Origin of the sequence: Bacillus sp. RC242, from assembly GCF_044908245.1 — a bacterium.
GTDB classification, from domain to species: Bacteria; Bacillota; Bacilli; order Bacillales; family Bacillaceae_G; genus Bacillus_A; species Bacillus_A mycoides.
Genome location: NZ_JBIYCZ010000008.1, coordinates 177,038 through 189,803, shown reverse-complemented (window position 1 = coordinate 189,803; position 12,766 = coordinate 177,038). Strand labels below are relative to the sequence as shown.

The 12,766-nt window shown below is 39.3% G+C and carries 12 protein-coding genes; 7 read left to right on the top strand and 5 right to left on the bottom strand.

Features of this window, described 5'->3' with window-relative positions:
- Window positions 1-73: 73 nt before the first annotated feature.
- From ABH957_RS17220 to ABH957_RS17210, 3 genes are read right to left on the bottom strand one after another with little or no spacing between them, the layout of a single operon-like run.
- Window positions 74-1,153 (bottom strand): Ger(x)C family spore germination protein, encoded by a 1,080-nt coding sequence (locus tag ABH957_RS17220; protein WP_404511842.1) that lies wholly within the window; start codon window positions 1,151-1,153, stop codon window positions 74-76.
- Window positions 1,129-2,223 (bottom strand): spore germination protein, encoded by a 1,095-nt coding sequence (locus tag ABH957_RS17215; RefSeq protein WP_002138709.1) that lies wholly within the window; start codon window positions 2,221-2,223, stop codon window positions 1,129-1,131. Before ABH957_RS17215 ends, ABH957_RS17220 begins: the two co-directional genes overlap by 25 nt.
- 16 nt (window positions 2,224-2,239) lie before the next feature.
- On the bottom strand, window positions 2,240-4,327 hold the full coding sequence (locus ABH957_RS17210; RefSeq protein WP_404511840.1) for a spore germination protein: 2,088 nt from the start codon (window positions 4,325-4,327) through the stop codon (window positions 2,240-2,242).
- A gap of 152 nt (window positions 4,328-4,479) precedes the next feature.
- Between ABH957_RS17210 and ABH957_RS17205 the strand changes: the two genes are divergently transcribed.
- A complete protein-coding gene (locus ABH957_RS17205; protein ID WP_404443756.1) occupies window positions 4,480-5,604 on the top strand; it encodes a homoserine O-acetyltransferase family protein in 1,125 nt (374 codons plus the stop codon).
- Between the two features lie 48 nt (window positions 5,605-5,652).
- Here the strand turns inward: ABH957_RS17205 and ABH957_RS17200 are convergent, their stop codons facing one another.
- The gene (locus ABH957_RS17200) at window positions 5,653-5,835 is read right to left on the bottom strand and encodes a hypothetical protein (protein WP_002129493.1); all 183 of its coding nucleotides are present in this window, start codon (window positions 5,833-5,835) and stop codon (window positions 5,653-5,655) included.
- 199 nt (window positions 5,836-6,034) lie between these two features.
- Between ABH957_RS17200 and ABH957_RS17195 the strand changes: the two genes are divergently transcribed.
- The 6 genes from ABH957_RS17195 to ABH957_RS17170 all read left to right on the top strand — a co-directional run bounded on the left by ABH957_RS17195 (window position 6,035) and on the right by ABH957_RS17170 (window position 12,171).
- The gene (locus ABH957_RS17195) at window positions 6,035-6,340 is read left to right on the top strand and encodes a rhodanese-like domain-containing protein (RefSeq protein WP_000141214.1); all 306 of its coding nucleotides are present in this window, start codon (window positions 6,035-6,037) and stop codon (window positions 6,338-6,340) included.
- Window positions 6,341-6,418: 78 nt separating this feature from the next.
- On the top strand, window positions 6,419-6,643 hold the full coding sequence (locus ABH957_RS17190) for a spore germination protein (RefSeq protein WP_113935770.1): 225 nt from the start codon (window positions 6,419-6,421) through the stop codon (window positions 6,641-6,643).
- 20 nt (window positions 6,644-6,663) lie between these two features.
- Complete coding sequence (locus tag ABH957_RS17185; RefSeq protein WP_113935769.1) at window positions 6,664-6,987, top strand: hypothetical protein; 324 nt, start codon at window positions 6,664-6,666, stop codon at window positions 6,985-6,987.
- A gap of 121 nt (window positions 6,988-7,108) precedes the next feature.
- The gene (locus tag ABH957_RS17180) at window positions 7,109-9,931 is read left to right on the top strand and encodes a BclA-related collagen-like exosporium protein (protein ID WP_404454318.1); all 2,823 of its coding nucleotides are present in this window, start codon (window positions 7,109-7,111) and stop codon (window positions 9,929-9,931) included.
- 196 nt (window positions 9,932-10,127) lie between these two features.
- Window positions 10,128-11,141 (top strand): GTP 3',8-cyclase MoaA, encoded by a 1,014-nt coding sequence (gene moaA, locus ABH957_RS17175; RefSeq protein ID WP_242248659.1) that lies wholly within the window; start codon window positions 10,128-10,130, stop codon window positions 11,139-11,141.
- Window positions 11,142-11,157: 16 nt separating this feature from the next.
- Entirely contained in the window at window positions 11,158-12,171 is a 1,014-nt protein-coding gene (locus tag ABH957_RS17170; protein WP_201038830.1) for a molybdopterin-synthase adenylyltransferase MoeB, read from the top strand.
- A gap of 42 nt (window positions 12,172-12,213) precedes the next feature.
- On the opposite strand, the gene moaC is transcribed toward ABH957_RS17170, so the two are convergent.
- Complete coding sequence (gene moaC, locus ABH957_RS17165) at window positions 12,214-12,699, bottom strand: cyclic pyranopterin monophosphate synthase MoaC (RefSeq protein ID WP_002129484.1); 486 nt, start codon at window positions 12,697-12,699, stop codon at window positions 12,214-12,216.
- Between the last annotated feature and the right edge of the window lie 67 nt (window positions 12,700-12,766).

Below are 12,766 nucleotides of genomic sequence, written 5' to 3'. Positions count from 1 at the left end.
CCTTTTCTCTATTTAAAAATAAAAACTCCCTTCTCCGTTGTACCATGCCAGAGAGGGGAGTTCAATCATTAACTTATTCAATTACACCAGAATTTGTAATATTTACGGTGTATTTTATTTTAATAGGGACATCTTTGTACATTTTTTTCCACTCTTCTAATTTGAATGAGCGATAATGTTCTTTGTATCTTGCACCAAGGCCGAGCGGATCCACATTTAAAGATTTAAACTGTTTAATTAGTTTGTTAGCTGTTGCATCTAATTGTTTTTCAACTGATTTTTCTATTTTTTGTGTATTCTTTTTATTGTCTAAGTTGAACTGTTTAGATAGTTCTTGAATACGCGCTTCTAGTTTGACGTGTATGAAAAATGATGGTTTTCCGTTTTTTATATTTACTTGGTAAGTTGGAACGGATCGAATGTTATTAATGATTGTGTATCCGGAGTTTGCTTTAAATTCATGTGAATCTAATCGGTGTTTTTCCAATAAGCCTTTAAAGGCAAACATATCATGATAATTAATTTTGCCAATATATTTATCTCCTTTTAAAAGGCCGATGCCAGTAATTTTTATTTTATCTTTATCTTTTTTGAGAATTGGTAAATAGGAATCTTGGCCTTCACGATAATATCGATAAGCTCCTAAATGTAGATTGTCAGTAGGTAAAGGGCCTGTTTGCATATTATGGTCTAACATTTTCTTTATATAAATGGCAACGTTAGATGATGTTGTATATTTACCTTTTAGTAAGTCCATTCCAGTTCCTTCTAATAGACCGACATACATTGAGTTCCCGATGTTCACATCACGAATTAACGTGTCAAAGGAAGTTGACAATCCTTTTTTAGCGATTCTTGTAGTAAATAAAGCAATACGCATTTGTCCACTTGCAAACGGTTGAGAGGATTCTAAAGAAGTATCCGCTTTTACTTGTTTTACTGCGTTTCCTACTCCTTCAAAGACTTGAACTTTATTACCTTTTTTCTGTATAGGACAAACGAATGTGACTTTTACTTTATTATCTTTTGCTGTATCAAAAACAGTCCCTTGAATTAGGTTGACATCATCGATAATATTTTTTTGTAAGCAACCAGTTAGACTAAGGACGCCGATACAAGAAAGAAGCATTAATTTTCTTTTGATTTTTTCCATTTTCTTTTCACCCACACAATAATAAATAGAATTGGGATGTATATGTATATAAGCCAAAAACTAATCCTTGATGCATTACTAATAAAATCGTTAATATCATGTCTGTTCGTTAAAAGCTGTGAAATAATGAGGGTAATGAGCATAAAAGCAATTAAAACACCTCTTTGTTTTACACGAAATATTTCGTGTGTTCCTCTTGTTGCTGCCCATAAAGGAAGAATAAAGCTCGTAATAATAACGAGAACATAAGCAGAAATTGCAATGTACTCTAGCCGTTCTATGAAAGGTAGTTGAATAACTTGAGTCATAGAGAGCTGGGCCCAAATCGTTTTGGATAATTGTTTTTCGCTAAAGAATGTAAAAGCTAAGAGGGTGCTAAATAAATATAAAAGGTTAGAAAATAATGCACCGTATTGAGCGAATTTATGAGATTTTTTAGAGTCTTTTACAAATGGATAAATCATAAGGAAAATTTCAAATCCGGTCATAGTATAGATTGATAAGTGAGCTGCTTTTAAAATGTCTGAAAATGAATGTGAAAATACAGGGAGTAAATTAGACCAGTGAGTGTATTTTAAGATAAAAAGGCTAAGGAAAAGATATCCGAGCGTGCCACCGACAGAAATAACGCAGATACCAGTAATAACACGAAAACCAGATGAAATAATATAGTAACCGACTAAGCATAGAAAAGTTGTTAACATCCAAGTCGAAGCAGAGGGAAACATCCATACTTGAATAATTTCTACATATGTTCGAATAACAGAAATACTTACGATTAAAAAATACACCATAAATATAATGTTAATCCCATTCCCGAGCCACTTTCCGAATGTTTGCTTATGCAAATCAATTAAATTACCATCTATATCTTTTAATGAGGAATACATCATCCATAGGAGAATATGAATGATGATTCCTGTGAGAAGGACACCTATCCAGCCATCGTATCCTGCTGCTTTCGCAATAATGCGGGCAAATCCGAGAACACCAGCACCAAATTGTGCACCGTGAATTAAAAAGAAAACGAAGACGGGTGATATTTGGTGTTCTGCTTTAATTTTACTCATCGATGCACCTCATTTCTTAATCATCAAAATCTGACGTATGTTTCGTAGAAATTCCATTAGTTGCTTTTTTTACGTGTTGCGGTCTTGCTTGAACATCTCGAGTATCAATCATTGTTAATGGAAAACGAATCCAAGAATCTTTAAAGGATTGTTGTCTCGTTGGATAAAAGAGAGCGTACGGTTTACGTAAAGAAGTAAGTCTAAACAAATGGGTAAATAAAAAGATAAATCCAAGAGATATACCGAAGAGCCCACCTATTTCTGCAAATGCGAGAAATGGGAAACGTAGTAAACGAACGGCGTTACCCATTTTATAAATGGGCGTAATAAAGGAAGCTAACGCTGATAAGGCAACGATAATTAATAAAATATTACTCGTTAAACCAGCTTGTACAGATGCTTGCCCAATTACAATACCGCCTACAATACCTAGTGTTTGTCCAACTTTCATTGGTAATCGCGCGCCAGCTTCTCTTAATAAATCAATAGCTAATTCTAAAAAGAGTGCCTCGATTAAAGGTGGGAAGGGTACTTGTGCCCTTGATAAAATCAATGTTTCAAGCAAATCACTTGGAATGAGCTCGTAATGATAATTTAAAATAGCGACATATAACGGTGTGGCACAAATTGAGAATAGAACTGCGATAAGGCGTAATATTCTTGAAAATGTCGCGTATAGCCAAGATACGTTATAGTCTTCTGGTGAAATGAAAAAATCGAAATATGATACAGGCGTTAATAGGACACTAGGAGAACCATCAACAAAAATAGCAATTTTTCCATCAATAAGTGCTTTTGTGACTCTATCAGTGCGTTCTGTATTTATATAGAGAGGAAAAATTGACTTTTCACCCATTAATTCCTGTATATAAGCACTATCGTTAATTTGATCATATTCAAGAGCTCGAAGTGATTCTTCTAGAAAGTCTACATTATCTTTTTCGGCAAGGTTGTCTAAATACATCATGACAACCTTTGTTTTTGAAAACTCTCCGATAATCATCTCTTTTGTGTGTAAATCTAAAACAGGAAGACGTTTTCGTACTAAATTAATATTCGTATCAATATCTTCTACGAATCCTTCTTGTGGCCCGATAACGGTTGATTCATTTAATGGAGGAGTTGGTGCACGATAATTATCAATTGCAATGTTTGCAAGCATACATTTTTGATCTTGCTGATTCAATTGAATAATCGCATGTCCCTTTAAAACCATGTCCTCAATTTTTTGTAAGTCGTTCGTAATCGTTATACCACTCATTGGAATATGTTCTTTTAATTCTTCTAATGGAGCGCAAGGACGTTCCATTAGAGTAGGCATTAAATACTTTTGCAATTTCTCACCGTCAAGTGAAGGGCGATAGTAAGAAATCCAATAAGGCATCGTTTCATCGTCAGATGTATGGTAATTAACAAAATCACTAGACTGTTTCAGCTTCTTTATTAAATCTTGTAGAGAATGAATATGGTCACTTTCTGGTTTGCTAAAGTCATAAATGCTGTTACTACCTGAGCTTTGTTTTTTGTTTTGAGAATTATCATCTTGCTTAGAATTTTGCTGTTTGTTTTGAGAATTATCATCTTGCTTAGAATTTTGCTGTTTGCTTTGAGAATTATCCTCTTGTTTAGAATTTTGTTGTTTGTCTTGAGAAGAATCATCTTGCTTAGAATTTTGCTGTTTGTCTTGAGAAGAATCATCTTGCTTAGAGTTTTGCTGTTTGTCTTGAGAATTATCATCTTGCTTAGAATTTTGCTGTTTGTTTTGAGAATTATCATCTTGTTTAGAGTTTTGCTGCTTGTTTTGAGAATTATCATCTTGCTTAGAATTTTGCTGTTTGTTTTGAGAATTATCATCTTGCTTAGAGTTTTGCTGCTTGTTTTGAGAATTATCATCTTGCTTAGAATTTTGCTGTTTGTCTTGAGAATTATTATCTTGCTTAGAATTTTGCTGCTTGTTTTGAGAAGAATCCTCAGTTTGTTCCTTACTTTTTGGCTCGTCATTCTTATCTTTGTTATGTTCCTTTTGATCATCAGACTGTTGTTTCGAATCATCTGTCTCTTTTGTATTTGAGTTTTTTTTCTTGCGTAACCAATTCCAAATCATATGTATGCCCTCTTTGATCTTGTAATATAGTGCTATTTTGTGGCTAATTTTGTATATTATTCATTTATTTATTAAAAGAAGGAGGAGATTGGTTTGCATAAAAAAAATCCTTTAGTAAGCAGTTCATAATATGACGGGAAGAAGGCGATTCTGTGCAAATTGTAAAAAAGGAGAAGTTTGTTTTAAAAAAGTTTGTGTTTGAAAATGGTAGGGAGATTCCTGTTCAAATGGGGTATGAGACGTATGGTACTTTAAATAGAGAAAGATCAAATGCGATTTTGGTTTGTCACTATTTTAGTGCAACAAGTCATGCGGCAGGAAAATATACAGAGCATGATGAGGGGGCTGGTTGGTGGGATGGATTAATTGGACCTGGGAAAGCAATTGATACAAATAAATATTTCATTATATGTACTGATAACCTTTGTAATGTACAAGTGAAGAACCCATATGTGATTACAACGGGACCAAAATCGATAAATCCGATGACTGGTTTTGAGTATGCGATGGATTTTCCAGTTTTCACATTTTTAGATGTAGCACGTATGCAATATGAGTTAATAAAAGATATGGGGATTGCTAGGTTACATGCTGTAATGGGACCATCGGCAGGTGGGATGATTGCGCAGCAATGGGCTGTCCACTATCCTCATATGGTGCAGCGAATGATTGGAGTTATTACGAATCCGCAAAATCCAATTATAACGTCGGGAAATGTAGCGCAAAATGCGATTGAAGCAATTCAGCTTGATCCAGATTGGAAAGGCGGAAAGTACGGAGAGGAGCAACCAATGAAGGGGCTTCATTTAGCGAATAAAATGATGTTTATGAATGCATTTGATGAACATTTTTATGAAACAGCATTCCCGCGGAACAGTATAGACATGGCACCTTATCAACAATTTTCTGCATTAACATCATTTGAAAAAGAGATAAATAAAGTGACATGTAAAAGTATAGATTTAGTAGATGCAAATTCATGGATGTATACTGCGAAAGCGGTCTTATTACATGATGTTGCACATGGATTTTCTTCCTTAGAAGAGGCTCTTTCTAAGGTTGAAGCGAATGTACTCATGATTCCATGCAAACAAGATTTACTTCAGCCGCCTCGTTACAATTATAGAATGGTAGATATTTTACAAAAGCAAGGGAAGTACGCAGAAGTATATGAGATAGAAAGTATAAATGGGCATATGGCAGGAGCGTTAGATGTTCATTTATTTGAAAAGAAAATTTATGAGTTTTTAAACCGGAAAGTATCTAGTTTTGTGTAGGAAATAATTAATGTGGAAAGGTGCATGATTTATAGTAGGCACCTTTTTTTACATGATTTGCAGACGGAAAATATATGAAGCGATTGATAAACCGAAGAAAGCTATACTAAGTAATAGAAATAAGAATGACATTTCTTGAGGGGATTTTATCTTTTTATTATTTTTCATACTAAGAGCAATAACTGCAAAAACTAAGAAAATGATGCCCATAATGAAAAGAAAAAGTGTCATTTTAACTGGCTCCTTTCATCAAACAAGTATATTGAGGATACAATGCGTCAGTTATGTTTGTAAAGAATAAGTTTTGCTGGAAAATTGAGAAATAAATGTTCCATTCTTTGCGTTCCTTCCTTCGCGTGCTAAAATTGATGAGAAATGATTGTTTAAAGAAGAAACTGAAGGTTTTATTGTATATAAGGAGGAACTACATATGACAGAAGTAAAAACAATTACTACAGAAGAAGTGCAAGAGCGTTTAGAAAATGGAGAAACGTTATTTTTAGTAGACGTAAGGGAAGATGAAGAAGTAGCGGCAGGGAAAATTCCAGAAGCTGTACATATTAAAATGGGTGATATTCCAAATAAAGTAGATTTCTTTGAGAAAGAGAATGAATATATCTTTATTTGTCGTTCGGGAATGCGCAGTGAAAATGTATGCCATTATTTAAATGAACAAGGATTTAAAACAGTGAACATGGTTGGCGGTATGCTTCAATATGAAGGGGAAACTAAATAGTTAATTGTTAAAAACTTGAAACGAGTCTGTTTCAAGTTTTTTTCTTTTGCATACAGTATACAAAAGGGGGAGGGGTAAATGGGGATTAACATGCGTAAAGTAAAAATTATTAATAATACAGGGGCTGTTAATGTTGGCGACTGTTATAATATCGCACCTTTTGCTGTATCGAAAATATATGCGGGTGCTGGAGGATCGAGTGCGGCTGTTTTTTTAAATGGGAAACGACAGCCAGAAGCTGTGATTAGAACATCAGTGTTTCTTCCGCCATTAGCGACGAGTACACGTACATTAGGTTCATAAATGAAAGGTAGAGTGTAAGTATGCCTGCACGTATTAAAGAATTTATTATCGTTAATAATACTGGGAATATATTTACAGGGGATAATTTGAGTGATACTTCATTTACTGCTTCGAAATCGTATAGTGGTTCAACGGGTTGCACTTGGATTGACGTTGTTACAGTAATAGGGACGGAGACGAAGCTTTGTTTACAACCGGGAGATTCGGTGACGACAACCTATACACGAGGTACCCCTGCTGGTACTGTAACGGGAACAAACATGGGGCAAGGTGCAAATGTGTCGAGTATATCGCAAGCTGTCCCTAATACAGATAATATGGATTCAGTTTCTGGACTCCCTTAAGGAATTAAGGGAGTTTTTATTATTTAAAATAAAAATAGTCTTTGAGATTGTTTTTGTAAATACATATTAAGAAGAAGAGGTTTGTTTAAAGTAAAAAAGATGGTGTGTAGGTGGTGAAAGTGTGAAAGAGCGCGATAGACAAAATTCATTAAACTCTAATTTCAGAATTTCACCGAATCTTATTGGACCTACTTTTCCCCCCGTTCCAACGGGATTTACTGGCATTGGGATTACTGGTCCAACCGGTCCACAAGGCCCGACTGGTCCACAAGGACCAAGGGGATTTCAAGGTCCGATGGGGGAGATGGGCCCGACAGGACCTCAAGGAGTGCAAGGGATTCAAGGACCAGCTGGACAAATGGGTGCAACAGGACCAGAAGGACAGCAGGGACCACAAGGATTAAGGGGACCACAGGGAGAAACTGGAGCGACAGGACCTCAAGGAGTGCAAGGGTTACAAGGTCCAATTGGTCCAACCGGAGCGACTGGGGCACAAGGTATACAGGGGATACAGGGATTACAGGGGCCGATTGGAGCTACCGGGCCAGAGGGACCTCAAGGAATTCAAGGAGTGCAAGGGGTACCGGGTGCAACAGGTTCACAAGGAATACAAGGAGCTCAAGGGATACAAGGCCCACAAGGACCGGATGGAAATACGGGAGCAACAGGAGCGACTGGTCAGGGGATTAGTGGTCCGACTGGAATAACAGGTCCAACAGGGATAACTGGCCCATCTGGAGGACCTCCAGGTCCGACTGGAGCAACTGGTGCGACAGGGCCAGGAGGTGGACCAAGTGGAAGTACAGGTGCGACGGGAGCGACTGGAAATACTGGAGTAACTGGAGTAACTGGAAGTGCGGGAGTGACTGGAAATACAGGTCCTACTGGAAGTACAGGAGAAACAGGAGCACAGGGCCTGCAAGGAATCCAAGGGGTTCAAGGGCCAATTGGGCCAACGGGTCCAGAAGGTCCGCAAGGTATTCAAGGTATTCCTGGTCCGACAGGAGTAACTGGTGAACAAGGAATCCAAGGGGTTCAGGGGATTCAAGGGATAACGGGGGCAACAGGAGATCAAGGTCCGCAAGGTATACAAGGGGCCATAGGACCTCAAGGTATAACCGGAGCAACAGGAGATCAAGGCCCACAAGGAATACAAGGGGTACCTGGTCCAACCGGGGACACTGGCTCACAAGGAGTCCAAGGAATTCAAGGGCCAATGGGTGATATAGGACCAACAGGCCCAGAAGGCCCAGAAGGACTTCAGGGTCCGCAAGGAATACAAGGAGTGCCAGGACCAGCTGGAGCAACAGGTCCAGAGGGCCCACAAGGAATCCAAGGAATTCAAGGACCAATAGGAGTAACAGGTCCAGAAGGTCCACAAGGCATTCAGGGAATACAAGGGATTCAAGGTATAACAGGAGCAACTGGAGCACAAGGAGCAACTGGGGTTCAAGGTGTTCAAGGGAATATAGGAGCAACAGGTCCAGAGGGCCCGCAAGGAGTGCAAGGTACTCAAGGGGATATAGGTGCAACAGGTCCAATGGGTCCACAGGGAGTTCAAGGAATCCAAGGAATTCAAGGACCGACGGGTGCGCAAGGGGTGCAAGGCCCACAAGGAATTCAAGGAATCCAAGGTCCGACAGGAGTAACTGGAGATACGGGTACAACTGGGGCGACAGGGGAAGGGACTACAGGGGCAACTGGAGTAACGGGTCCATCAGGTGTAACGGGTCCATCAGGAGGCCCAGCCGGACCGACTGGCCCAACAGGTCCATCAGGTCCGACGGGAGTGACAGGTCCATCCGGTGGACCACCTGGTCCGACAGGAGCGACAGGTGTAACGGGAGGAGTAGGAGATACGGGAGCAACAGGGGCGACGGGTGTGACCGGAGCAACTGGAGTAACTGGTGCAATCGGAGCAACGGGGCTGCAGGGTCCACAAGGAATACAAGGAGTACAAGGAGACATAGGCCCAACCGGTCCGCAAGGTGTTCAAGGTCCACAAGGGATCCAAGGTATAACGGGAGCAACGGGAGATCAAGGTCCGCAAGGAATTCAAGGCCCGCAAGGAATCCAAGGTCCAACAGGTCCTCAAGGAATCCAAGGAGGTCAAGGCCCACAAGGGATACAAGGGGCAACAGGTGCAACAGGAGCACAAGGCCCACAGGGAATTCAAGGGATACAAGGAGTGCAAGGTCCGACTGGTCCACAAGGCCCAACCGGAATACAAGGTGTGCAAGGAGAAATAGGTCCAACCGGTCCGCAAGGAGTGCAAGGTTTACAAGGTCCACAAGGCCCAACCGGGGACACGGGTCCAACAGGCCCACAAGGCCCACAAGGAATTCAAGGTCCAACGGGAGCAACAGGAGCGACAGGTTCACAAGGAATTCAAGGTCCAACGGGGGCAACAGGAGCGACAGGTTCACAAGGAATTCAAGGTCCAACGGGGGCAACAGGAGCGACAGGTTCACAAGGAATTCAAGGTCCAACGGGAGGCACGGGTCCAACAGGAGCGACCGGGGTGACTGGAGTTAGTACAACTGCAACGTATGCATTTGCGAATAATACATCAGGAACCGCTATTTCGGTTTTATTAGGCGGTACGAATATCTCATTACCGAACAATCAAAATATTGGACCAGGAATAACCGTTAGTGGTGGAAATACTGTATTTACAGTTGCGAATGCAGGGAATTATTATATAGCCTATACAATTAATTTAACGGCAGGATTACTTGTCAGTTCTCGTATAACCGTAAATGGCAGTCCGCTTGCGGGAACGATAAACTCCCCGACAGTGGCTACTGGTTCATTTAGTGCACCAATAATTGCTAACTTGCCTGCTGGAGCTGCTATTAGTCTGCAGTTATTTGGATTAGTTGCAATAGCTACATTATCTACAACAACGCCAGGAGCTACTCTAACTATTATTAGATTAAGTTAATAAACAGAAAACCTTGGAACTTTTATGTTTCAAGGTTTTTTATCCCTCTATTTGTGGGCTAATAATCAGTGGGGATGGACAAAACCCCCACTGATTAAAGTTTCACTTTATTCACCTTAGCAAAAACATCGCGGTTCAAAAATATATTATAATAGAATGAAGAGAGGTATAAATTTGGCAGAAAGGGAGAGTGGCGATGCAGGAGAAGGTTAAAGATTTTTTCGGACGCCCACTTCAAGATTTACGCATCTCTGTCATTGATCGTTGTAATTTACGGTGTACGTATTGTATGCCAGCGGAAGTGTTTGGTCCTGATTATGCTTTTTTGAAAGATGAGTTTTTACTGACATTTGATGAAATAGAGCGATTAGCAAAAGTATTTGTTAGCATCGGTGTACGGAAAATTAGACTTACTGGTGGCGAACCCTTGCTCCGTAAGGACTTAACAAAACTTATCGAACGTCTCGTGAAAATTGACGGTTTAGTAGATATAGGATTAACGACAAATGCGATTCATTTAACGAAGCAAGCGAAGGCGTTAAAAGAAGCTGGGTTACACCGAGTAAATGTTAGTTTGGATGCGATAGATGATAATGTGTTCCGCGCAATTAATGGCCGGAATATGAATACGAAGCCAGTGTTAAAAGGAATTATGGCAGCGAAAGAAGCAGGCCTTGAAGTGAAAGTAAATATGGTTGTGAAAAAAGGAATGAATGATCATCAAGTACTTCCGGTTGCTACGTATTTTAAAGAACAAGGAATCACGCTTAGGTTTATTGAGTTTATGGATGTTGGCAGTACGAATGGATGGAATTTTGATCAAGTTATTACGAAACGAGAATTAATTGATATGATTCATGGGGTGTATCCAATTGAGCCAGCTGAAGCTCATTATTTTGGTGAGGTTGCGAAGCGGTATCGATACGTTGGAACGAATGTAGAGGTTGGTTTTATTACCTCTGTTTCTGAGTCATTTTGTTCTTCTTGTACGAGAGCAAGAATTTCGGCAGATGGAAAGTTTTATACTTGCTTGTTTGCGACAGAAGGAATGGATTTAAGGAAACTTCTGAGGGAGAACCTTTCGGATAATGAGTTATTAAAAGCTATAGAATATGTATGGAAGAATAGAAAAGATCGATATTCAGATGAACGGACAGAAGAAAGTGCGAAAAATCGTCCGAAAATTGAAATGTCTTATATAGGAGGATAAGAAAGGGGGATGTCGTATGCAAGAGCGATATTCAAGACAAATGTTATTTTCTGGTGTTGGGGAAGAAGGGCAACGGAAAATAAGAGGGAAGCATGTGCTCGTTATCGGTGCTGGTGCACTCGGAGCAGCGAATGCAGAAGCAATTGTTAGAGCAGGTGTTGGAAAAATAACAATTGCGGATCGTGATTATGTAGAATGGAGTAATTTACAAAGGCAACAATTATATACAGAAGAAGATGCAAAGCATTATAAACCGAAAGCAATAGCGGCAGCAGAACATTTAAAGGCAATTAATTCCGAAGTAGAAATTGTACCGGTTGTGACTGATGTAACGGTGCAAGAAATGGAAGAATTAATTAAAGGTGTAGATTTAATATTAGATGCGACAGATAATTTTGAAACGCGCCTTCTTATTAATGATATATCGCAGATGTATAACGTTCCGTGGATATACGGAGGATGCGTTGGAAGCTACGGAGTAACTTATACAATCTTGCCAGGAAAAACGCCGTGTTTTCGATGTTTAATGGAGCATCCAGCGAGCGGAGCGACATGTGATACGGCCGGTATTATACAGCCAGCAGTGCAATTAGTAGTTGCACATCAAATAACGGAAGCCTTGAAAATATTAGTAGAAGATTTTGAGGCACTTCGTGAAACGATGCTATCATTTGATCTGTGGAATAATCAGCAGATGGCATTTAAAGTGAATAGGCAGAAAAAGGATACATGTTTATCCTGTGGAAAGTTACGTACATATCCGAGTTTAACATTTGAAGCACAAACGAAAACAGAAGTATTATGTGGGCGAAATACAGTTCAAATCCGTCCAGGTGTGCGTCAGGGTTTTAATTTAAAAGAAATTAAAAAGCGCTTACAAAAAAGTGTGGATGTAAAAGCAACGCCGTATTTATTATCATTTCCAGTGGAAGAATATCGTTTTGTTTTATTTACAGATGGCAGGGCGTTTATTCATGGTACGAATGATATGAATGTTGCAAAACGACTATATGCAAGATATATAGGTTGAACCTAAAGGGGAATCCTTTAGGTTCAAATGGAAAAGGTAGGATTAAGAATTTCTAATATAATCTCCATTTTTTCCGCCCGTTTTTTCAAGTAAGTACGTTTCGCCAATAATCATACCCTTATCAACGGCTTTACACATGTCATATACAGTAAGAGCGGTAGCGGAAGCAGCTGTTAAAGCTTCCATCTCAACGCCGGTACTACCTTCTGTTTTAACTTTTACTTCAATAAGTAGCCGATATTGTTCTTCTGACTGTTTCCAATCGAAAGAGACATCAACACCTTTTAATAATAAAGGATGGCACATTGGGATAATATCAGAAGTACGTTTTGCAGCCATAATACCTGCGATTTGTGCGACGGCTAATACGTCACCTTTACCAATTTCGTTGCGTGAGATTTTATCAAAAATTTCTTTCGTAACAAGAATGCTAGAGCATGCTATTGCTGTTCGAACGGTTATTTTTTTGTCACTTATATCAACCATTTTAGCGCGCCCTTGGTCGTTGAAATGTGTGAATGAAGACATGGAATTCCTCCTTGAAGTAATTGCGATTTAATATATAAAGTGTAATCGAGATTAGATATTTTGCAAA